General features: G+C 61.2%; 25 protein-coding genes. 8 read left to right on the forward strand and 17 right to left on the reverse strand.

The genetic code is table 11. The features are described from left to right. Positions 1–639 precede the first annotated feature (639 nt). From BLQ09_RS16930 to BLQ09_RS16945, 4 genes are all read right to left on the reverse strand, one after another. Positions 640–1251 (reverse strand): LysE family transporter, encoded by a 612-nt coding sequence (locus tag BLQ09_RS16930; protein WP_092357932.1) that lies wholly within the window; start codon positions 1249–1251, stop codon positions 640–642. Positions 1252–1335: 84 nt separating this feature from the next. After that, a complete protein-coding gene (locus BLQ09_RS16935) occupies positions 1336–1821 on the reverse strand; it encodes an arsenate reductase ArsC (protein ID WP_092357934.1) in 486 nt (161 codons plus the stop codon). Positions 1822–1834: 13 nt separating this feature from the next. After that, positions 1835–3118 (reverse strand): arsenic transporter, encoded by a 1284-nt coding sequence (locus tag BLQ09_RS16940; RefSeq protein ID WP_027606608.1) that lies wholly within the window; start codon positions 3116–3118, stop codon positions 1835–1837. Positions 3119–3137: 19 nt separating this feature from the next. Next, complete coding sequence (locus BLQ09_RS16945) at positions 3138–3494, reverse strand: metalloregulator ArsR/SmtB family transcription factor (RefSeq protein ID WP_092357936.1); 357 nt, start codon at positions 3492–3494, stop codon at positions 3138–3140. Between the two features lie 176 nt (positions 3495–3670). Here BLQ09_RS16945 and BLQ09_RS16950 point away from each other — a divergent pair, with 176 nt between their 5' ends. The 4 genes from BLQ09_RS16950 to BLQ09_RS16965 all read left to right on the forward strand — a co-directional run bounded on the left by BLQ09_RS16950 (position 3671) and on the right by BLQ09_RS16965 (position 5485). Beyond that, the gene (locus tag BLQ09_RS16950; RefSeq protein ID WP_025856028.1) at positions 3671–3886 is read left to right on the forward strand and encodes a hypothetical protein; all 216 of its coding nucleotides are present in this window, start codon (positions 3671–3673) and stop codon (positions 3884–3886) included. Positions 3887–3957: 71 nt separating this feature from the next. Further along, positions 3958–4653 (forward strand): AzlC family ABC transporter permease, encoded by a 696-nt coding sequence (locus tag BLQ09_RS16955; protein WP_027606606.1) that lies wholly within the window; start codon positions 3958–3960, stop codon positions 4651–4653. After that, positions 4650–4961 carry an AzlD domain-containing protein gene (locus tag BLQ09_RS16960; RefSeq protein WP_027606605.1) on the forward strand — a complete coding sequence of 104 codons (312 nt, stop codon included), beginning with the start codon at positions 4650–4652 and terminating at the stop codon, positions 4959–4961. Before BLQ09_RS16955 ends, BLQ09_RS16960 begins: the two co-directional genes overlap by 4 nt. A gap of 170 nt (positions 4962–5131) precedes the next feature. Then, entirely contained in the window at positions 5132–5485 is a 354-nt protein-coding gene (locus BLQ09_RS16965; protein WP_027606604.1) for a hypothetical protein, read from the forward strand. A 144-nt stretch (positions 5486–5629) separates the two neighbouring features. Here the strand turns inward: BLQ09_RS16965 and BLQ09_RS16970 are convergent, their stop codons facing one another. From BLQ09_RS16970 to modA, 6 genes are all read right to left on the reverse strand, one after another. Beyond that, positions 5630–6334 (reverse strand): YoaK family protein, encoded by a 705-nt coding sequence (locus tag BLQ09_RS16970; RefSeq protein WP_092357938.1) that lies wholly within the window; start codon positions 6332–6334, stop codon positions 5630–5632. Positions 6335–6403: 69 nt separating this feature from the next. Continuing rightward, the gene (locus tag BLQ09_RS16975) at positions 6404–8026 is read right to left on the reverse strand and encodes an ABC-F family ATP-binding cassette domain-containing protein (RefSeq protein ID WP_092357940.1); all 1623 of its coding nucleotides are present in this window, start codon (positions 8024–8026) and stop codon (positions 6404–6406) included. Positions 8027–8149: 123 nt separating this feature from the next. Beyond that, positions 8150–9199 (reverse strand): DNA topoisomerase IB, encoded by a 1050-nt coding sequence (locus tag BLQ09_RS16980; RefSeq protein ID WP_092357942.1) that lies wholly within the window; start codon positions 9197–9199, stop codon positions 8150–8152. Positions 9200–9277: 78 nt separating this feature from the next. Then, positions 9278–10357 carry a molybdenum ABC transporter ATP-binding protein gene (gene modC / locus BLQ09_RS16985; RefSeq protein ID WP_092358160.1) on the reverse strand — a complete coding sequence of 360 codons (1080 nt, stop codon included), beginning with the start codon at positions 10355–10357 and terminating at the stop codon, positions 9278–9280. Positions 10358–10362: 5 nt separating this feature from the next. Then, complete coding sequence (modB, locus tag BLQ09_RS16990; protein WP_027606599.1) at positions 10363–11043, reverse strand: molybdate ABC transporter permease subunit; 681 nt, start codon at positions 11041–11043, stop codon at positions 10363–10365. Continuing rightward, on the reverse strand, positions 11044–11817 hold the full coding sequence (gene modA / locus BLQ09_RS16995) for a molybdate ABC transporter substrate-binding protein (RefSeq protein ID WP_092357945.1): 774 nt from the start codon (positions 11815–11817) through the stop codon (positions 11044–11046). A gap of 232 nt (positions 11818–12049) precedes the next feature. Between modA and BLQ09_RS17000 the strand changes: the two genes are divergently transcribed. Further along, positions 12050–15799, forward strand: coding sequence for a hypothetical protein (locus tag BLQ09_RS17000; RefSeq protein WP_092357947.1), 3750 nt, complete (start codon positions 12050–12052; stop codon positions 15797–15799). On the opposite strand, the gene BLQ09_RS17005 is transcribed toward BLQ09_RS17000, so the two are convergent. The 5 genes from BLQ09_RS17005 to BLQ09_RS17025 form a co-directional block, all read right to left on the reverse strand. After that, complete coding sequence (locus tag BLQ09_RS17005) at positions 15796–16866, reverse strand: NAD(P)H-dependent flavin oxidoreductase (RefSeq protein WP_092357949.1); 1071 nt, start codon at positions 16864–16866, stop codon at positions 15796–15798. The two genes, BLQ09_RS17000 and BLQ09_RS17005, sit on opposite strands and share 4 nt — an antisense overlap. A gap of 105 nt (positions 16867–16971) precedes the next feature. Next, entirely contained in the window at positions 16972–18018 is a 1047-nt protein-coding gene (gene ada, locus BLQ09_RS17010; protein ID WP_027606595.1) for a bifunctional DNA-binding transcriptional regulator/O6-methylguanine-DNA methyltransferase Ada, read from the reverse strand. A gap of 75 nt (positions 18019–18093) precedes the next feature. Next, positions 18094–18759 carry a DNA oxidative demethylase AlkB gene (gene alkB / locus BLQ09_RS17015; protein WP_027606594.1) on the reverse strand — a complete coding sequence of 222 codons (666 nt, stop codon included), beginning with the start codon at positions 18757–18759 and terminating at the stop codon, positions 18094–18096. 4 nt (positions 18760–18763) lie between these two features. Beyond that, the gene (locus BLQ09_RS31320) at positions 18764–18931 is read right to left on the reverse strand and encodes a hypothetical protein (RefSeq protein WP_092357951.1); all 168 of its coding nucleotides are present in this window, start codon (positions 18929–18931) and stop codon (positions 18764–18766) included. A gap of 25 nt (positions 18932–18956) precedes the next feature. After that, complete coding sequence (locus BLQ09_RS17025) at positions 18957–19259, reverse strand: DUF1883 domain-containing protein (RefSeq protein ID WP_027606593.1); 303 nt, start codon at positions 19257–19259, stop codon at positions 18957–18959. A 212-nt stretch (positions 19260–19471) separates the two neighbouring features. Here BLQ09_RS17025 and BLQ09_RS17030 point away from each other — a divergent pair, with 212 nt between their 5' ends. Continuing rightward, positions 19472–19822 carry a hypothetical protein gene (locus tag BLQ09_RS17030; protein ID WP_027606592.1) on the forward strand — a complete coding sequence of 117 codons (351 nt, stop codon included), beginning with the start codon at positions 19472–19474 and terminating at the stop codon, positions 19820–19822. Between the two features lie 20 nt (positions 19823–19842). Then, on the forward strand, positions 19843–20073 hold the full coding sequence (locus BLQ09_RS17035; protein ID WP_027606591.1) for a hypothetical protein: 231 nt from the start codon (positions 19843–19845) through the stop codon (positions 20071–20073). Positions 20074–20082: 9 nt separating this feature from the next. On the opposite strand, the gene BLQ09_RS17040 is transcribed toward BLQ09_RS17035, so the two are convergent. Together BLQ09_RS17040 and BLQ09_RS17045 are read right to left on the reverse strand one after the other, a co-directional pair. Continuing rightward, positions 20083–20364, reverse strand: coding sequence for a hypothetical protein (locus BLQ09_RS17040; protein ID WP_027606590.1), 282 nt, complete (start codon positions 20362–20364; stop codon positions 20083–20085). A 141-nt stretch (positions 20365–20505) separates the two neighbouring features. Continuing rightward, complete coding sequence (locus BLQ09_RS17045) at positions 20506–20691, reverse strand: hypothetical protein (RefSeq protein ID WP_017528082.1); 186 nt, start codon at positions 20689–20691, stop codon at positions 20506–20508. A 309-nt stretch (positions 20692–21000) separates the two neighbouring features. Between BLQ09_RS17045 and galU the strand changes: the two genes are divergently transcribed. Continuing rightward, positions 21001–21840, forward strand: a complete 840-nt coding sequence (gene galU, locus BLQ09_RS17050) for a UTP--glucose-1-phosphate uridylyltransferase GalU (RefSeq protein WP_003212579.1) — start codon at positions 21001–21003, stop codon at positions 21838–21840. Positions 21841–21884: the final 44 nt, after the last annotated feature.

Consider the following 21884-nt stretch of genomic DNA (forward strand, 5'->3'; position numbering starts at 1 on the left):
CTTCGCGATCGGTTTAAATAAGATGCTTGGATAACTTCTACTGGCGCGTTAGTTATAAGGCGCGCAGCGAACTACAACTGGAAAGTTTCATAAAGAACTCCAGGGACTTGATCAGGAAGTTATTGTTTCAGCGGGATTGAACGGCGCGGGCGCTCTGCACTATCCCAGGCTGAAAAGCGGCGGTCTCTGCGGGTCTTTGGGGGAGGGGGCAACGCCGGGCGTGCGTCGTGGCAGAAAAACCACGCGGGCATGGCAACGCTTGGCTCGCAAGGCTGCGGCCAGTGTGGGTACATCGGGCAAAGCAAGGGTTGGGAAGGTCATAACACACCTCGGGACCGGACGGGCGACCGGCGAGGCAGTTACGGCGGAGCATCAAGCTCCAGCGCAGCTTACCGGACCGGGGAGGCGAGTCCTGTCATGTTCTGGATTGGGCGCCCGATGCCCGCCAGGGCGGTGCTCGGACAGCGACTGGATACTGTGTCCATTGGCTTCTTTTGTGAGGGTTAAAAAAGGCCCCAGTTGCGGGCAGGGGCAATCTACTCAGGCAGTTACAAAATGTCAACGTATGATTAATTAAATAGCCCGGTGTTCAGAGTTCATTCAGACAAGAGACACTCGAAAGTTACCCGATATATAACTTCATACGCCCTGTGCGGCGAGAACGGCCAGATAGATCAATACCAACCCGCAGGCGCCATAACTGATGCGTTGCCACATGGGCGATGCATTCTTGCGCAGCAGGTTCACCAGTGCGGCGATCAGAAAACATGACAGCACCGAAGCCAACATGAAGCCGGCGAAAAACATCAGCGTCTGCCCATGGCTGGGCGTAGCGCCGACGATGCCTGACAGCGCGCTGCCCAGTGCCCCCCAGTAGACGATGTTTTTCGGGTTGGCCAGGGAAATCGCCGCACCCACGGCCAGCGCGTTTTGCCGAGTACTGGCCGGCGCATCATCGGCTTCGGGCAAGTGCCAGGCGTCGATCAGGCTGCGTACGCCCAGCCACGCCAGGTACAGCGCGCAGATGATCGTCAGCGGCACGCGCACGGTGTCATGTTGGATCAACAGTGCGATGCCGGTGAGGCCGATCACCGCCCACACGGCATCGCCTACCAGCGAGCCAAACTGCACAAGCAGGGCTGGCGTAAACCCGTGCAGCAAGCCACGGCGCAAGGTCTCCGCCAGCACCGCGCCGGGGGAGAGGCAAAACACAAAACCGAATACCAGTGCGTAAAAAAAGATCGTCAGCATGCCCGCGTCCTTTCAGGAAAGTGCGAGAGCATACGCTGGCAGAGGGCTGGGAATCCATATCGCCGCAGCGGATCCATCCAGCCGTCAGGGTGTGTTCATGTCCAGCAGCGCTATGCGCTCGAGTTCGACCTTCAGCTCGCCAGGGCTGAGGCGGGCAAAGGGCAGGGCGAAAAACGCCCGGCAACGGCTGGCGATGGTCTCCAGCGTGGCATCGAATGCCGCCTGGATGCTGGCCTGGTCACCTTGAACGTCCGAGGGATCTGCCAAGCCCCAATGCGCCTTCACCGCCGGCCCGAAATACACCGGGCAGGCTTCCCCCGCCGCCTTGTCGCAGACGGTGATGACCACATCCGGCGGGCTGCCTTCAAACGCATCATTGCCCTTGCTGTACAAGCCTTCGGTGCGGATACCCGCTGCCTGCAACGTGCTCAGGCTGCGCGGCAGGACCTGGCCCTTGGGAAAGCTGCCGGAGCTGATCGCGGCAAAACCCTGGGGGGCCAGGTGGTTGAACATCGCCTCGGACAAGATGCTGCGACAGCTGTTGGCGGTGCACATGAACAGGACTTTCATTGCGGTTTCTCCGTTAGATGCTCAGGCGCAACGCGAGGGCGGCGAGGGTGATCAGCAGCACCGGCAAGGTCAGCACAATCCCGACCTTGAAGTAGTAGCCCCAGGTGATGGTGATGCCCTTGCGCGCCAGGATATGCAGCCACAACAGGGTGGCCAGGCTGCCGATGGGGGTGATTTTCGGGCCCAGGTCGCTGCCGATCACGTTGGCGTAGATCATCGCGTCCTTGACCACGCCCACGGCATGGCTGGATTCGATGGACAACGCACCGATCAGTACCGTCGGCAGGTTGTTCATCGCCGAGGACAACAAGGCCGTCAGCACGCCGGTGCCCATGGCCGCACCCCATACGCCGTAAGTGGCAAAGGTATCGAGCCAGGTCGCCAGGTAGGTGGTGAGGCCGGCGTTACGCAAGCCGTAGACCACCAGGTACATCCCCAGGGAAAACACCACGATCTGCCACGGGGCTTCCTTCAGCACCTTGCGCGTGGAGATCTTGTGGCCCTTGGCGGCGATCACCAGCAGGAGCACGGCGCACACCGCGGAAATCGCGCTGATGGGAATGCCCAGGGGTTCCAGGGCAAAGCAGCCGATCAGCAGGATGCCGAGCACCCACCAACCGGCGCGGAAGGTGGCGCGGTCGTGGATCGCGCTGGCGGGGTCTGCCAGGTCGGCGGGGTCGTAGGCCTGGGGAATATCGCGGCGGAAGAACCACAGCAGCACCGCCAGGGTGGCGGCGACACTGACGACGTTGACCGGCACCATGACCGCGGCATATTCGTTGAAGCCGATCTTGAAATAGTCCGCCGAGACGATGTTCACCAGGTTCGACACCACCAGCGGCAGGCTCGCCGTGTCAGCGATAAACCCCGCGCCCATCACAAACGCCAGGGTCGCCGCCGGCGAAAAGCGCAGCGCCAGCAGCATCGACATCACGATGGGGGTGAGGATCAGCGCCGCGCCGTCGTTGGCAAACAGCGCCGACACCAGGGCGCCGAGCAGCACCATATAGGCAAACAAGCGCCGGCCACGCCCGCGCCCCCAGCGCGCCACATGCAGTGCCGTCCAGGCAAAGAACCCGGCTTCGTCCAACAGCAGGCTGATGATGATCAGTGCGACAAACGTCCCGGTGGCATTCCAGATGATGTGCCAGACCGCCGGGATATCCGCCAGGCTGATCACGCCACAGGCCAGGGCCAGGATCGCGCCCATCGTGGCGCTCCAGCCCACTCCGAGACCCTTGGGCTGCCAGATGACCAGGACGATGGTGAAGATAAAAATGGCGACTGCGACAAGCATGAATTAACGCTCCGGTGGCTCAGCAGCAGGTGCTGGCTCGTTGTGGTCTGTCGCCCATGGCATCCAGACGCTGTGTGTCGTTGTGCAGCCATGGCTGGTTGGCTTGCAGGGTGACGTCCAGCACCTGGGTTACCCAATCGGGCAGTGCCGGGTTGACGCGGTAGTAGATCCATTGGCCCTGGCGACGATCCAGCAGCACACCGCAACTGCGCAGTTGCGCCAGGTGGCGGGAGATTTTTGGCTGGCTGTCGTCCAAGGCATGGATCAGTTCGCACACGCAAAGTTCGCCTTCACGCTGAATCAATAGCGTCAGGCGTGCGCGAGTGGCGTCGGCCAGGCATTTGAACAGGGTGGGCGGTGTAAGGGGTTCCGACATGACCATTGCCTACATACATATGGAAATTCGAATATACGTATATCCATATGTTTTGGTCAAATCCTGTTTCAATTGATATGGATCAAACCTCGGGAAAACTGCCACAAGTGATTGAAATTAAAATGAAACACGAATGTCCTAAAGTGCCTCCCCATTGCTGATGAAGGAAGACCCGCGTGACCCGTGCCACTCGCAACCTGCGCAAAACCCTGGATTCCGTCGCGGAAAATAACGAAACCGCGGCATTCGACCTGATGCGTGCCGTTGAAAAGCTCGGCGATGAAGTGCTGCGCCAGCGCTTGCTCAACACCATTCACCGGCTCAACCAGGACGCTCACGAACTGCGTGAAGCGCGGGACTCGGTGGAGCAGGTGTCGGTCAGGCTCGCCTGAGCAAGATCGTTCAAGACAAGCTCCATCCTACGCTGGCATGCTTGTGGACTGTCTGTCGATGAGCCGTTTCCATGCCTGCTGCCTTACCTCATTACGCCTTCGCTCGCGGTGCAATCGCCGTCATTCCCCTGTCCCTGGCCTGTGCACCCTGGGGGCTGCTGGCCGGCTCCATGGCCATCGATGCGCAATTCACGCCACTGCAAGCCCAGGGCTTGTCCGCCATTGTATTTGCCGGCGCTGCGCAGTTGGTCGCCATTGGCATGGTCAAGAGCGGTGCCAGCCTGATTTCCATCGTGTTGACCACCTTGCTGCTGACCTCCCAGCACCTGCTGTATGGCATGCACCTGCGCCCGATTCTGTCGCCGCTCAAGACGCGCTGGCGCATGAGCCTGGGCTTTCTGCTGACCGATGAGTTCTTTGCGCTGGTCAACCACTATGACCGTGAAACCTTCAATCGCTGGTATGCCCTGGGCGTTGGCCTGACGTTTTATATCGCCTGGAACCTGTTCACCCTGGCCGGTATCGTGCTGGGCAAAAGCATCCCAGGCCTTGATCAGTTGGGCCTGGAGTTCTCCATCGCCGCCACCTTTATCGCGCTGATCACCCCGGTGGTACGCGATGTGCCGACGGTGGTCTGCGTGGCGGTGTCGTTGTTGTTTTCGGTATGGCTGAGCTTCCTGCACTGGGAGTCGGCGGTGGTGGTGTCGGGTGTGCTCGGCATGAGCGCAGGGTTTTTCTGCAAACGCCTGGGGGTTGGGCAGCGATGATTTACCTGATGATTGTGGCCATGGGCCTGGTGGTTTTTTTCAACCGTTATCTGTTTATCGAGCCGCGCCTGCCGGTGCGCCTCAGCCGTGGGGCACGGGAGTTTCTCGGGTTTGCGGTGCCGGGCATGCTCACGGCGATCTGCGGGCCGATTATTTTCCTGGCTGATCACCAGCTCAACCTGAGCCCGGCCAATCCGTACTTGCTGGCCGGTATCTGCGCCGTGGCGCTGATGTTCTGGACGCGCAACGTATTGATGACCGTGCTGCTGAGCATGGCGTTGTTCTACCTGTTTCGCTGGTGGCTCTGAAGCGCAGGCGAAAAAAAGCCCGCGGGAGGGCGGGCAGAAGGACACTTCTAAAAATGAGCCAGGCCACTATAGGCGGCATATTCTCCCTCCACAGTGAAACAAAATTCATGGGGGCGTCAGTCAGCCTTGCGGCAATGGTACAGTCGCGTTTTTTCCAACGAGGCAAGGGCATGCACAAGGTGGTAATGGGCGCATTGGTATTGACGGCACTGGCCGGTTGCGCGGGTTCGAAGATGAACGAGGCGCGCCTGGGGGCTCCCTACAAGGCCATGGCATCGGACAAGGCCACGCTGGTGGTTGCCGAGTGCATCCAGTTTGGCTGGCAGGATGAAAGCGTGTTTGGCGTCGACGCCGGTGGCTTCAAAGAGCCGAACGGGGCCGGTGGTTTCACCGTCTATACCACGGGTGGCGATTACTTCGTCGACGTGCAAAGCGCCGGTGCCGGTTCGTCCGTCAAGTACTACGCCGTTGAAGATACGATGCCGGCCAAGCGTCGTTTGGCCGCACTTGCGACCTGTCTGTAATCCGTTGCCTTAGTCATTTCAGGAAACGCCCGGCGGGACAGCCGCCGGACATTCGCTTATGATTCAATCCGCCCGCCCGACATGATGGCTCTTTACCAGTACACGGACGTCGAGGCCTTACCGTCGGGCGGGCACCTTTAGTCCTTATCGCGGCATAAAACCCAAATGCCAGCGCCGGGGAATCTTCAGCGACACCAGCCCCAACACGCCGGCCAATACACCGCTGACCACCAGCGCCCTCAGCCCCATGTGCTGCTCCAGCAGCGCGCCAATCACCGCGCCGACAAACATCCCCGCCCACGGAATCAGTTGCACCCGCCAACCGTTGCGGCGCTCCCCCAGCATCCAGCGTCCCAGCCCGCGCCCAAAGCGTGACAGTGCCCCGGTCACGTAGGTCAGCCCCACCGGCAAGCCGTTGACCTCTTCCACGGCTGCGTTGAGCATGCCCATCGCAATGATCGCCGCCAGCAGCGCCGGCAAGGTGTCGACGAAGGGCAGCAAGGCTGCGCCGCAGAGCAAGGTGGCGATACACAGCAACAGGGGCAGGGCATGGCGCCGGCTGAGACGGCCCACCACTACGCCCAAGGCGTTACCGGCGACGAATGTGGCGACCAGCAACAGCAGGCGTGCGGTCAAGCCGAGATCCCCCACACTGATGGCCACGGCCAGGCGCGTGGTGTTGCCGCTCATGAACGATACAAAGTCGCCGCTGGCCATAAAGCCGATGGCGTCAGTCATGCCCGCCAATACCGAAAGGCTGGCCACCAGCATCAGGCCGACGCGGCCGCGCCAGCGCTTTTGATGGGCCAGTGCGGCATTGGCATAAGGCTTGTTGGGCGAAGGCAGCATAGGGCCGGGTTCCTCGGTGAGATTATCCGGCCACTACCCTAGGACGCTTTGATTGCGCGCGCAATGACCTCAGACACACTCCAGGCGCCAACCCTCAGGTTGCCAGAGCAAACGGTGGGTTGGCCCGAACGCCTGGATGAACGCCTCATCATGGGATACAACCATCATTGCCCCGCTGAAGCCCTGCAGCGCCTGTTCAAAGGCGATCACCGATTCCAGGTCCAGGTGGTTGGTGGGCTCATCAAGCAACAGCAGTTGCGCGGGTGTTTCACCCCACAGGGCAATCGCCATCGCGGCTTTCAACCGCTCGCCGCCGCTGAGCTGCGCGGTCGGTTGGGTGACCCGCCGGGCATCCAGTTGCAGCAAGGCCAGGCGCGTACGCAGTTCGGCTTCGGGCAGCGGTGTGTCGAGCAGGTTGAGCTGTTCGACGAGGGAGCGTCGGTCATCCAGCAGCGCCTGGTGCTGGTCGATATACGCGCAGGGCAACGGCACCGTGCACTCACCGCTGGCGGGCTGCAATTGGCCGGTCAGTACCTTGAGCAGGGTGGATTTGCCGCAGCCGTTCGGTCCCAGCACAGCCACGCGCACCGGCCCTGTGAGGTTGAGTGTGAGGGCGGGATGCTCCAGCCAGGGTAACCGGACCTCCGTCAAGGCCATGACCTGTCGGCCATTGGGCACGACGGACCCCGGCAACTCCAACAGGGTCGGCGTCTCATCTACCACGCGCTCGTAGGCTTGGCGCACCTGCTCATCCAGCGTGTGTTTGTACGCGTGATGGGCACTGCGCACGGTGCCGACGACTTCGGTGGCGGCGCTTTTCCAGCGCGCCTTGGTAAACCGGTCCACATTGGCCGTCTCGGCGTGCTTGCGGGAGCGCGCCGCCTGGCGTTGCAGGCTGTCATGGTCTTTCTGCACGCGCCGGCGTTCGCGGTTGCGCTCAAGGCGTGCGTGCTCCAGCGCCGCGACGGCGGCGTGCTGTTCGGTGTCGCGCTGCAGGCGATAGGCATCATAGTTGCCGCCGTAGACGTGAGGGCCGAGGGGGGACAGTTCAATGATGCGCCCGAGGGTGTTGAGTATTTGCCGGTCGTGGCTCACCACCACCAGGCCGCCACGCCATTCCTGCAACAGGTGCAGCAGCCACCGGCGGCCGGCGCTGTCGAGGTGGTTGGTGGGTTCATCGAGCACCAGCAGTTGCGGTGCGGCCAGCACGGCGCCGATCAGCCTGAGCCGCGCCAGTTGCCCTCCACTGAGCTGATCGGCCGGCGTATCCACACCCAGCTGCGCAAGGCCTGCCGTATCCAGTGCGTCGCGCAAGCGTTCGGCAAGGTCCCAGCGATTGTCGATCAACTCAAGGTCATCGACCTGCGCTGTCCCTGCCGCCATGCGTGCCAGTGCCGCCAGCACGGGCGTGGTGCCCGTCAGCTCAGCGACGGTGTCTTCCGCTGCAACCGCCATGTCCTGGGGGACATAGGCCACGCTGGCCGAGCGCTTGAGCGAGCCGGAGGAGGGGGGCAACACGCCGGCGATCAATTGGGCGAGGATACTTTTGCCCCGTCCATTGCGTCCCACAATCCCGATGGGCGTGTGGTCGATGGACAGGTTCAGGTCGTCCAGCAGGGTCTCGCCATTGGCGAACTGGAAGCACAGGTGTTGCAGGGAAACCAATACGGGCAGCCGGTTGACGTCAGTCATCAGCACCTCCAAAAAATGTCGGACAGGCCAACAAGCGCGCCAGGCGGCTCGTTGCAGGTACATTCTGGAAGGCTTAGTGATTCACGTCGGCGGTCGTCCCGGAAGTCAGAAGGGAGCCAGAGCCTAACCCGCCTTGGCATTGCCGGGCAAGTCGGCGGCCAGTTGTTCAAGGAACATCGCCAAGGCGACTTCCTCGGCCTTCAGGCCTTTGCGCACCCGCGGCTTGGGCAACCTGGACAATTCGCCCAGGCTGAAATGCTCGAGTACGGCCGGGTGGATATAACACTTGCGGCACACCGCAGGCGTATTGCCCAGTTGCCTGGCGACATCCTTGACCATCGCCACCACATGCCGCTTGGCGTCGGATTCCGGTTGCCATTCCAACTCCCGCAGCACCGCCAGCGCCATGGCGGTGCCGGCCCAGGTGCGGTAATCCTTGGCAGTGAAGTCGGCACCGGTAAGGTCGTGCAGGTAGGCGTTGACGTCATGGGAGCTGACGGTGTGCCGCTCGCCGTCTTCGTCCAGGTACTGGAACAGGTTCTGCCCCGGTAACTCCAGGCAGCGCTTGACCACCGTGGCCAGGCGCCGGTCCTTGACACTGACCTGGTGCTCCACGCCACTCTTGCCGCGAAACTGGAACTGGATCTCGCTGCCTTTGACATCCACATGGCGGTTGCGCAGGGTGGTCAGCCCGTAGGATTTGTTGTCTCGCGCATATTGGGTATTGCCGACGCGGATCAGCGTGGCGTCCAGCAGCAACACCACCGTGGCCAGGACTTTTTCGCGCGTGAAGCCGGGTTCGGCGATTTGCGCTTCGAGCTGCTTGCGCAGTTTCGGCAGGGCGTTGCCAAACTCCTGCAGCCGCGCGTACTTGTCGCTGTCACGCACCTCACGCCAGCGCGGATGATAGCGGTATTGCTTGCGTCCACGGGCATCGCGGCCGGTGGCTTGCAGGTGCCCGCGCGGGTCGGCGCAGATCCACACATCGGTATACGCCGGAGGGACGGCGAGGGCGTTCAGGCGCTTGATCTCATCGGCATCCCGGATGCGCTCGCCCTTGGCGTCGAAGTACTGGAACTTGCCGCGCACTCGCTTGCGGCGGATGCCGGGCTGGGTGTCGTCAACGTAATGCAGGTCGCGGGGCAGGTCGGCGGGCAGCGCGGAGTCGGGCATGGTGCGGGTTCCTTGGCAACGGATCAGGCCGGTATTCCTGATTGACCGCAGCCGTGTGCGGTCGTGCCAAAAGGTTTCTTATGCCAGCACGGCCACCGCCTTGATCTGCGCCCACAGCACCTGGCCGGGCCGCAATTGCAACTGGTCGCGGGAGAACCGCGTGATCCGCGCCAGCAACGGCGTGCCATCCGCGTCCAGGCGCACCAGCACATGGGCGCTGTTATCCGCCGCGATCTCCTGGGTAACCGTCACCGGCAGGCGGTTGAGGATACTGCTGTGCTCTCCGGCCTGCAGGCTGAGGCTGACGTCGCGCGCCTGTACCTTGACCCGCAACACCTTGCCCAACGCCAGCGGTGCATGGGCCACGCGCAGGTGCTGGGCGCTGTCGGGCAGTTGCAGCGTGAGCAGACGGTAGTGATCGTCATAGGCGCTGACGCTGCCATTGATCACCACGCCCGCGTCGTCCCCCAACGCCAGGGGCAGGTCGAGCCGTGCCAGGGTTTCGCCGATGGGACCACTGGCCAGGGCCTTGCCGTCGCTGAGCAAGACGATGTGATCGGCCAGGCGCGCCACCTCATCCTGGGCATGGCTGACGTACAGCACGGGGATGTCCAGTTCGTCGTGCAGGCGTTCCAGGTAGGGCAGGATTTCGCCTTTGCGCTTGCTGTCGAGGGCGGCCAGGGGCTCATCCATCAACAGGAGTCTTGGGCTGGTGAGCAGGGCACGGGCGATACCGATGCGCTGGCGTTCGCCGCCGGACAAGTGTTGGGGGTGACGCTCCAGCAGATGGCCGATCCCCAGCAACTCCGTGGCCTGGAGCATATCCACCCGGCGTTGCGAGCGCGGGATGCGCTTGAGGCCGAACTCCAGGTTGGCCCGCACCGACAGGTGGGGGAACAGGCTGGGCTCCTGGAACACGTAGCCGAGCGCGCGCTTGTGCGGGGGCACGAACAGGCCGTTGCGGCTGTCTTGCCAGACTTCATCGTTGATCTGGATAAACCCATCTTCGGCCCGCTCCAGCCCGGCAATGCAGCGCAGGCAGGTGGTCTTGCCGGAGCCGGAATGCCCGTACAGCGCAGTCACCCCTCGGCCGGGCACATGCAGGTCCACGTCCAGGGCAAAGCCTGTGTACTTCAAGTTCAGGCGCACATTGATCATCGGCATCAACTCCAGCCCATCCTGGTTTTACGGCTGGAGTAGAGCGCCAGCAACACGAGGAACGCGAACACCACCATGGCGCCGGCCAGCCAATGGGCCTGGGCATACTCCATGGCTTCGACATGATCGTAGATCTGCACCGAGACCACGCGGGTCTTGTCGGGGATATTGCCGCCGATCATCAGCACTACGCCGAATTCTCCGACGGTATGGGCAAAACCCAGGATGGACGCGGTGATAAACCCCGGGCGCGCCAGGGGCAGGATCACCGTGAAGAAGGTATCCCACGGATTGGCGCGCAGGGTTGCGGCCACCTCCAATGGGCGCGTGCCGATGGCGGAAAAGGCGTTCTGCAACGGCTGCACCACGAACGGCATGGAATAGATCACCGAACCGATCACCAGCCCGGCGAAGCTGAAGGTGAGGGTGCCCAGGCCCAGCCATTGGGTGAACTGGCCGAAGTAGCCGTGGGGGCCCATGGTCAACAGCAGGTAGAAACCGATGACGGTGGGTGGCAGCACCAATGGCAAGGCCACCACCGCGCCAATGGGGCCGCGCCACCATGAACGGGTGCGCGACAGCCACAGGGCAATCGGAGTGCCGATGATCAGCAGGATCACGGTGGTCAGTGACGCCAGTTTGAGGGTCAACCAGATTGCGGAAAAATCGGCACTCGACAGGGGCATTTACTTGCTCAGTTCATAACCGTAGGACTGGATGACGGCAGCGGCTTTCGGCCCTTTGAGGTACTCGACCAGTGCCTTGGCTGCAGCACTGTCCTTGCCCTTGTTGAGGATCACCGCGTCCTGTTTGATCGGGTCGTGCAGGGCGGCCGGGACGATCCAGGCCGAGCCGCTGGTGACTTTGCCGTCTTTATAGATCTGCGACAAGGCCACAAAACCCAACTCGGCGTTGCCGGTGGAAACGAACTGAAAGGCCTGGGTGATGTTCTGGCCTTCGACGAGCTTGTCCTTGACCTGCTCGGTCAACCCTTCCTTGGCCAATACCTGGGTGGCGGCGAGGCCGTAAGGCGCGGCTTTCGGGTTGGCGATGGACAGGTGCTTGAAGTCATTCTTCTTCAATACCTCGCCCTTGGCGTCTACATAACCTTCCTTGGCCGACCACAGCGCCAGGGTGCCCACGGCGTAGGTGAAGCGCGAGCCCTTGACCGTGTCGCCTTCGCTTTCGAGCTTTTGCGGGGTGGTGTCGTCGGCACTCAGGAACACTTCGAACGGCGCGCCGTTCTTGATCTGGGTGTAGAACTGCCCGGTGGCGCCGTAGGCTGCGACCAGTTTGTGGCCGGTGTCTTTTTCGAAGTCGGCGGCAATCGCCTGGATCGGTGCGGTGAAGTTGGCCGCTACGGCCACCTGGACTTCATCGGCGTGGGCCGCTGCGGTCGCGAGCAACGCAACCAATGCCGCCAGGCACGTGGGTACAAAGCGAGGGGTATTGAAAGTCATGAACGGCTCCGTTTGAGAAGGTGCAGAACCTGGTGCCGATTATAGGGACGGGCGCTGCCAGGCGCTGTATGTATAGGTATATAGCGTAAAAATGGCAAGCAGAAATCCATCTGCGGAATCAATGTCTGCGCGCGGTCGAGATTTCCTCCCGTCGATACCCCCATGGCTGACAGCCAGGCGCTGGTCGCAACGCGATAGTGAGCGGCGTATTGATCTGAAACGGAAGCACATCATGGGCAAGGAATACGCTTACATTGACGTGGGCGCGACAAACACCGAGAGCAGCGAGGCTTACACGCAGGCATGGATAGAGCGTGTAGTGGCTCAATCCACGCTGGAACCCCAGGCCAAGGCACTGATCCGGGCAGACGCCCTGATCCCCGTCGAATTCTCGATATTCGATTCCGATGACAGCCAGCGACAGCCGATCATCGTCGAGCACGATTCGTTGCCGCTGTGGCACATCCTCAACGATCGGTTTCCCTGGCAGGCATATGCAGGCAAACAGCAAAACACCGACAGCGTACAAACCAAAGTCCTGATGCCGTATTTCTATGGCGAGGTGGCACGGGAGCTGAATTTCACGCGATTTTTTCTCGGTCGCATCCACGTCGGTGGGCAGATCCACGCGGGCTTTTGGGTGCAGCATGAGTTAGTGATGCCGTACCAGGCGGTACTCAAGACCGAGGTGGTGGTGCTATCGGTGTGGAACACCCACGCCGAAATGATGGCGGAAATCTGGTTCGACCTGCCTCCCACATCCCGGGGGGCCAACCAATGGCCCAAGGCGATCAGCCTGGAGTGGCCGGGCATGCGCATTGGTGCGCAATCAGGCAGCCGCTTCGAGTATTCAGCCGATACGAGCCAGAACCGGCTGTGGCTCAAACCCTTCGAAGAGCCGGTGGGGGTTGCGATCTTGAGTATCCTTCCGCGGTGGACACTCAAGGACGTGCAGCTGCCAGACACTCACATAGAGCCCAATCAATTGCTCAAGGTGACCCTCGGCAATCTTCCCGGCGGTGCGCCGGCGCTGGAATACTCGATCACCGTCGCCCAGGAATATCGAGCGTCAGGACGCTGGCAATATTATCTTGCGGTCTATTTGAATCACCGTTGTCCTTGGGTGAACTGCGGGGTGATGGATGAAGAGGGCGTGATCCGCGCTCAAAGTGACCAGCAGAATTTCTGGTTCGTGCGCAGCGACGCCTCCCAGGCGTCTTTTTCGATACAGATACTGCCTGGGGACCTGGCACAGTGGCTGGAGGGCGTGCCGACGTCGACACAGCCGGTTACGCCCCCCAAGGCCTGGCAAAAATGGGACAACCTGCTGAACAGTGTGTGGAACGCCGAACTCTCCAAGGACTATATCCAGAACCTTATCGAGCGCTGCCTGAACAAGTCCGGGCTGCCGCAACGTACCCAGGATCGGTTCAGGGACGAAAAACGGTTTCGCTATAAATACCAGGTGGGCTACCCGGTCTATTCGGCGGGCATGACCGCCTATGCGCCACCGCGCTACAAGCATTTTTCTTTCCTGCAAGTGCTGACGGGCGAGCCGCAGCGCACGGCGTATTTCCAGGAAACCATCGCCAACATCCATGTCAGCGGGGAACCGCTGTCGAGCGTGGAAGTGCGCACCCTGGGCCGCTTGCGCGACATCCTGTATGAAACCTTTGTCGCCGATATCGACGAACTGGCGCGCAACACCGACTACAAACAACTGTTTGGCGAAACCTGCGAGGCCTTGGCCAAGGTCCGCGCGGCACAATTCCTGGTCGATGATGCTGAGCAGGATGTGTCCCTGCGTGAACTCGCCCATCGTTTTCTCAAAGGTGAAGTCAAGCCGCGCCTGCTGCTGTTCCGGGAAAAAGTGGTGCCCAATGCGTTGGTGCTCAAGCTCAGTTCACAGAAGGCGCTGCTCATCTCACTGAACATGGCAGAGCTCACTTGGGCGGTGTGGCAGCCCAGCGGCGTGTCGGGGCAACCCAGTGACGACTTGATGCGGTTTATCACGCACCACCTGCCATTTCCGGAAAAACTCAGCGTGGAGCGCTCGGATTTCTATCCGCAGAAAAAGCGCTACGGCTACCACTACCGCCGCGTACCGCCGCAGCCGGTGTCTTTCCGGGAGGTGACGAACATCAACGATGCGCTGTATGAGATCGGTATCAGCGAACTCAAGCACATGATGAATTACGCGGTATTTTCCTCCGATGAAGAGCGGCGCCTGGCGAAAGGGGGCATGTTCAAGGTCGCTACCCGCGCGGTGTCCAGCCTGGTGATAGCGGCGGTCGGTCCCGCATCGGGCGTCGGGGCGTTGCTGTTGTCCGGCGGTGTTGGCCTGATCGCCAATGTCGCGGACGCAAGCTTCTCCTACCAACTGGCCCGCAGCATGGACCGACCCGAGGATTACGCCGCCTATGTGTATGAGTGCAAGTTGGGCGTCTTGCTGGGCGTGGTGGAGCTGGTTGCCGACGTTACCCTGGCCCGGGGGCAACTGCGCACGCTGTTGAAACGGTCGGCCCAGACCGGGAAGTTGCTGTTGCCGGCCTTGAGATCCCGTGAGCGCCCGGCCCCCCCTGTTTCCCTGGAACAGGCAAGCGCCTCCACGTTGTTCCTGCCCACATCAGCGGATCTGCTGGGCATGCGCGGTCGTCTGGAAAAGCTGTATCGCGACGCCAATAAACTGGCCGAATTGGCGGGCGACTCCGAGGCTTCTACTACAGGCGGCTTCGTTGAGTCCAAGCGCTGTGCGGACTACCTGTCAAGCCAGTCCTGGGACGTCCAGGCTATCGGCGTCTTGCTGTTCGCCGAACCGGACGACCCGCGTCCCCAATGCCATTTTGCCCTGTCGGTTCGCAATGAAAGTGATGCGGCGGTGCTGGACACGGGGTTGGGGCGCCTGGACCCTTCGGCGCAGCAACTGGCCTATTTTGATTCCATCGCCGGCTGGGAGCAGCGCGTGCAGCAAGCACCGGCGTCGAGCGGCAAATTGGTGGTCTACAAGCTCTACGCCAATGTCATCGAGGCCAGTCTTGAGCTCAACACGGTGTTCCGGCTGGGAGTGAGTTGGGGGCGTTTCTTCAATACCGGCAGCTATTCGGTCCTCGCGTGTCCGCCGCGATTTATCACCGCTATCCAACGGCAACTGCCGAGGCTATGGGATGTACTTTCCCGGGAGCTGCCACGGGGCGCGTCGCAACTGACAACGGCGCTGCAAAGCACGCCGCAGCCGTTCGATCACGCCGGCCTGTTGTTGCAGGTCAGTAACCTGCGGGGCTTGATCGATGAGTCCGAGGATATGTTGCGCCGTACCGTTGGAGTGCCGGTCGTTGGCAACCTCAGGGCGCATCTGCTGGGGGCTTTCCGGAGCTGGCGCCACGAGTCGCTGGAAGAGTATGTGGAGCTGATGGACAGCGTTATCGCAGAAGAGGCGGAGTTGGTGCGCGGGGCATTGGCTCACCTGGATCAGTTGCAATCGGGCCTCGCCAGCCCGATTGCCACGGCGGAGAACGCCCTGGTCGATTGCGTCGACTGGATCGCACTGCGGGCCGGCCAGGAAGACGACGACTGGCGCAGTTTGCTGCGCAGCGAAATCGAACGCTATGTCACGGGGGATCGCGCCCGTGCGGACCTGTGTACAAGGTCGCAACTCGACTACCTGCACCAGACGCTGGCCGCCCATCGTGAAGTGCAGATACACCATGTACTGGGGGCCAGCTACGAACGACTCTCCATGAGCACCGGTCAGGCGCTGTTTGCTATCGGGTTGAAGTTGATCAACGCCATGGCCACCCATCGGCAGTCCGATTGCTTCTTCGCCCTGATCATGACCTGCCAGCCCTACGAGAACAGTAACGAGCACTTCGCCCGCATCATCTACGGTATCCACGCCCTGCGGCAAAAGCGCTTCATGGTACTGACCCAGGCCCACGAAAACCGCCTGAGCGGGCTACGACCTGCGGAACCTGTACCGCTCTAGTCCGGCGTGCGGGTAAGCGTCTTGAGGACTTGCGCGGCGAGCAGCGTGGTCAGTTCGCGCGTCGACAGTGCGTGCTTGAGCCCGACGGCCTGCCCGGCCCACTGACTGCCAAAACCGGCTTCCTCCCTGGCCTTCAATGGCATCAGCGCGCCGCCTGCCAGAGGAAAGGCCGGCGCCGCCGGGTTCACCGGGCCCAGCTCACGCATCAGGCGATTCAAGAGGCCACGGGCAGGGCGCCCGGTGAACAGATTGGTCAGCGCTGTGCCACTGGCCTGGGCCGTCAGCAAGGCCAGATGGTGGGCCCGGCTGAGCGTCGCCTCCGGGGTGAACAGGTACGCAGTGCCGATCTGCACCGCCGAGGCCCCGAGGGCGAAGGCCGCGACAATACCGCGCGCATCGCCGATTCCACCGGCGGCGATTACCGGGATGCGCACTGCGTCCACCACTTGCGGGACCAGGGCCAGCGTGCCGATCTGGCTGCTCAGGTCCGAAGCCAGGAACATTCCCCGATGCCCGCCGGCCTCATACCCCATGGCGATAATCGCGTCGCAGCCGTGCCGCTCCAACCAGATCGCTTCCTCGACCGTGGTGGCCGAGGACAGCACCTTGGCTCCGGTCGCCTTGACACGTTCCAGCAGGCTTTTTTCTGGCAGGCCGAAATGAAAGCTCACGACCTCGGGGCGGTGTTGCTCCACCACTTCGCAACTGGCCGCGTTGAACGGGGCGCGATTGGAGACCGGTGTCGGCGCATCAAAATCGGCGCCCAGTTCGCGGTAGTAGGGTTCCAGCAAGGCTTTCCAGTGGCGATTGCGCTCCTCGTCCGGCTCCGGCGGCTGGTGGCAGAAGAAATTGACGTTGATAGGCCCGCTGCTGGCATGGCGCACGGTGGCCAGGGTTTCGTGCAGTTGCTCGATGCTCAGCATCGCCGCAGGAATCGAACCCAGCGCGCCGGCCTGGTTGGCGGCAATCACCATGGCGGCGCTGGTCGCACCGGCCATCGGTGCCTGGATGATGGGCACGTCGATGCCCAGCAGGTCGAGAATACGGGTGTCTGGCCAGGTGCTCATGGGACGTGTCTCCAGTATCAGTGAGGCTTGTCGCTGTTTTAACAGGGCCCTTGGCACCCGGCCAGTCTGTTTTATTCACTGGACGAGGGACGTTTTTCGTGCGCGTCAGTGGTCTCTTTCCCGCTCCAGCAGCTGCCGCTTGCGTTCAACCCCCCAGCGATAGCCGGATAGATCGCCATTGCTGCGCACCACCCGATGACACGGAATCGCCACCGCCAGGCTGTTCGCCCCGCAGGCCTGGGCCACCGCGCGAAAGGCCTTGGGCGCGCCGATGCGTTGGGCGATCTGCCCATAGCTGGCCGTGCTGCCCACCGGAATCTCGCGCAGGGCCTGCCACACCCGCTCCTGGAACGCGGTGCCACGCAAGTCCAGTGGCAAGTCCAGGCCCAGGGCCGGCGCCTCGATAAAGCCCACCACGTGCGCGATCAATTGTTCGAAACGGCGGTCGGCGCCCACCAGGTTGGCCTTGGGGAATTGATCCTGCAGGTCGCGCACCAGTTTGTCCGGGTCATCCCCGAGCAGAATCGCACACACGCCACGGGCGCTCTGCGCCACCAGGATTGCCCCCAGCGAGCATTGCCCGACGGCGAACAGAATATCGTTGTTGGTGCCGCCGGCCTTGTAGTCGCTGGGCGTCATGCCGAGCCGTTGGTTGGCTGACTCATAGAAGCGGCTGTTGGAGTTGAAGCCGGCTTCATACAGCGCATCGGTTACCGAATGCGGGCCCTTGAGCCCCTCGCGGACCTTGCGTGAGCGATGGGCGCTGGCGTAACCCTTGGGCGTCAAGCCGGTCACGCCTTTGAACACCCGGTGGAAATGGAACGGGCTCAGTCCGGCCCGGCTCGCCAGCGTGTTGAGGCTGGGCGCGGTGTCGGCGTGTTCGATCTGCCGGCACGCGTCAGCCACCAATTGCGCATGCTGCGCAGCCAGTTGTGTCTGGTCACCGGCTGCGCGTTTGCTGGCGCGATAACCGGCGGCCTCGGCCTGTGCCGGGGTGTCGAAAAACTCGATATTTTCCGGGCGAGGCAATCGCGAGGCGCTGCTCGGGCGGCAATACACACCGGTGGTTTTCACGCCGTAGACGAACAGCCCATCGGCTTTCGGATCGCGGGCAAGAATCGCAGCCCAGCGCGGATCTTGTTCGGTAGTCATGGTTGGCACTCTTGACGGATCCTGGCCAGATTAGCCGTGCTGCAGTGGCCTGGCACTCCGAAGCTTGCGGTCAAATCAGCCGGCGGTGCGAAAAGTGAGGTTGATACGTTGCGGGCCCATGATCGGGTGCACGCCTTCCTTGATCGGCATCACCCCATGAAAACGCAGCCGATCGACCCCGCCCCAGACCACCACGTCACCATGGAACAGCGAGACCTTGCGGGTCTTGTCGCTGCGGGCGTGGCCACCGAACAGGAAAACTGCCGGCAACCCAAGGGATATCGACACGACGGGCTCGCTGTAGCGACGTTCATTCCTGTCCTGGTGCAAGGACATTTTCGCGCCCGGAACATAACGGTTGATCAGGCAGGCGTCGGGGGCAAAGTCGACAAACCCGGCGTCTGCCGCGGCTTCTATGGCCAGTTGGCGCAAGGTGTCCGGCAGCGCTGGCCAGGGTTGCCGGGTGCGAGGGTCCAGGGGCGTGTAGCGGTAGCCGCTGGTGTCGCTGGTCCAGCCCAGCGCGCCGCAACTGCTCAAGGCCGCCGACATGGTAAAGCCACCGGGCGTAACCATTTGCCGAAATGGCGATTGCGCCAGCACACGACGCAGTTCTGGCAGAAGGCGCTCAATCCAGGGCAGGGCATAGCCCCTTAGCACGTAGGACTGTTCGCCGATCTGCTCACGTGCTGCGGGTTGTTGCAGGGCGTCATCGGCGAACAGGTCATCAGTGGGGCCGGGCATTGCCTTACAGCGCCTTGCTCACGTTGATGTCGGTGATGACATCGCTGGCATCGTGGATTTTCGCCAAGGCCTGCAAGGCCTCTTCCACGCTATTGTTCGTCAGTTGGGCGAACTCGAAGCGGCGTTCGCCGTTGAGCTTGTACTTGATTACGTATTTGGTGGTAGCAGTCACGGTGATTTCCTCTGGCGTCTTCGAGTCAGCTCAGCTTGGTGCTGGTGCGACGTACGATGCGAATCTTGTGGGACAGCGCCGGCTTGCGGGTGACGCTGATCGCGCGACGCGTCACCACGTCCAGGGTGATGTTCCAGAACCCGGTGCTGGGTGCGGTGATCTTGGCGGGGAACGTGTCGAAGGCGCCGCCGTGGTATGTGTGGCGACCGCCATTCTTGAAGCTGCGAAAGTTCGCGTCGCTCATCAGGCGAATATTGCAAGTCTGCGAGCATTCGATGACGACAATGTCTCCCTCGTTGAGGTGCTCGCGCTGGTGGATAAATTTCATGAGGGTGTCTCCAGAAGGGCTTTTTCTGCAAAATCAGAATGATACGTAGGTTAAGATAGAGTTTATCAGCCCCAGCGCGTTTATTATCGGCCCGTCTTCAATGGCGTCGACAATTTAAAACAGTTATTTACCGAGTTATCAGGGATAAATCCTACGTGGGCGGGAGAAAATTACCATCTCCGCTGTCGTAGGGTCTTTATTGGAGGTTTTGTATGAAGTGGAGTGTGTTGGTTCTGGCCTTGGCGATAGGTGGGTGTGCTTCGGTTGCAGATATCAAGCAGACCCCGCCGACGTTGGCCGTCATTTCCGGGAAAAAACCCCAGGAGTATGCCGCGTGTGTGGTAAGGAAACTGTCGGCTACTCGTCGGCCGCCGCAGATTGAACCGCATAAAGATGGTGTGCAGGTTATCGTGCCGCAGAAATTTTCCGCCGATCCTTCGGCTATTTTCGAAATTGAAGAGCGCTCCAGCGGTAGCAGCATCAAGCTCTACGAGAGCATGTCCAACGTGCCGATCCGCCCGGGTGATGTGAAAAAAGCCGGGGAAGAGTGCATTTCCGGTTGAGGCCGCTGGGGAAAGCCGATATGAAGCGTGAACACGTCAAGGCCCGCCATGCCGAGGGTGAAATCTCGGCCACCCATGTCATCCAGAACCCCGCCGACCTGGGCGAATGGATCGTCTTCTTCAAGAAAAGCGGCGGTCGCAGCTTTTTTCTGGTGGATGATCAGGATGAAGTCGAATCCTTTGCCAGTCTTGACGAGCTGAGCGAAATCCTTCGGGAACTGGGGATCAAATTCGCCGAGATCCACCTGTAACCCCTGGGGTTATTTGCAGACCACCACCACACTGCGACTTTTGTAGTTGCCCACATCCTGGCCCAGGGTCTTGTCGCTTTCCTTCAGTGATGGCGTGCCCTCGGTGCCGACAATGCGATAGCCGGTGCCTGCGCAGGAGGCATCGGCTTTTTCGTAGCAACTGGCCCAGGAGTTGGCTTCGCCTGAACAGTCGATGGTCAGGCCTTGCTCGCCGTTCTTGAGGTAGACATCGGAAGTGGTGGTGCAGCCGGCGAGTGCCAGTACCGCAGTCAGTGCCAGAAATTTGTTCATGTGTGTTCGTCGTCGAGGGTGTGGGAGGGGCGCTGACACTGTCGTGGGGCGTTTCTTGAAGATTATAGCGAACTGCCATCTAGGTACAGGCAAAACCAAAAAAGCCCCGTGAGTCGGGGCTTTTGGCGCAGGGCTGCAGGCTTACTTGCCCTTCGGCCTTTTGCTCGACGCGTGGCCCGCTTCGTCAACAAACACTTCGGCGACCGCGATCGCCATGCTTTCGGTCTCGAAAACGCCCGCGACGCTGTCTCCATGGAAATTGATCAGGTGCCAGCCGTCTGCTCGCTTGGTGATCAGGTAGCCGTTCACGCCTTTTGGTTCTGACATCTATTAACAATCTCGTGGTCTGATTCAAGGATGCAATGATAGCGCCAAATGTTCCAGGACCGCGCAAGTTATTCCAAGTCAGTGTTCTGGGCTGAAAAGCGTGTTAAAAGGGTTGCAACCCCTTTAAACATGAGGGGACGGACTTTTTTAGCGTGCCGGCGGGGCTGCTCTTTGTGAGATCAGCGGAACTTACGCCGACATTTTTTCTCTATGATGACATCGCAACGCCAGCAGGACCCATTGTAAGGTGACTGCGGCCTGATTAGACTGCGCCGAATTCCGTACGCACAGCCCTTTGTAAGGACTTATATGATCAAGAAATGCTTGTTCCCAGCAGCCGGTTACGGCACTCGCTTCTTGCCAGCGACCAAGGCCATGCCCAAAGAGATGCTGCCGGTGGTAAACAAGCCACTGATTCAGTACGGCGTCGAAGAGGCATTGGATGCCGGTCTGAACGAAATCTCTATCGTCACCGGTCGCGGTAAGCGCGCACTGGAAGACCATTTCGACATCAGCTACGAGCTGGAAAACCAAATCAAGGGCACCGACAAGGAAAAATACCTGGTCGGCATCCGCAAGCTGCTGGACGAGTGCTCGTTCTCCTACACCCGCCAGACCCAGATGAAAGGCCTCGGCCACGCCATCCTGACCGGCCGCCCATTGATCGGTGACGAGCCGTTCGCCGTAGTACTCGCGGACGACCTGTGTGTGAACCTGGAAGGCGACGGCGTACTGACCCAGATGGTCAAGCTGTACCAGAAATACCGTTGCACCATCGTTGCGGTTCAAGAGGTCGATCCTCAAGAGACCAACAAGTACGGCGTGATTGCCGGTGACGACATTGGTGATGGCCTGATCCGCGTACGCGACATGGTCGAGAAGCCGGCGCCTGAAGATGCACCGTCGAACCTGGCGATCATCGGTCGTTACATTCTGACCCCGGACATCTTCAAGCTGATCGAAGAAACCGAGCCAGGCAAGGGTGGCGAGATCCAGATCACCGACGCCCTGTTGAAGCAGGCCAAAGACGGCTGCGTGATCGCCTACAAGTTCAAGGGTCGTCGTTTTGACTGCGGTGGCGCCGAAGGCTACATCGAAGCCACCAACTTCTGCTACGAGCACTTCTACAAGACCGGCAAGGCTTACTGATTCACGCAGGCCTGCCTTTGAAAAAGCCACCTTCGGGTGGCTTT

This window comes from Pseudomonas sp. NFACC25 (genome assembly GCF_900100935.1).
Classification (GTDB): Bacteria; Pseudomonadota; Gammaproteobacteria; order Pseudomonadales; family Pseudomonadaceae; genus Aquipseudomonas; species Aquipseudomonas marginalis.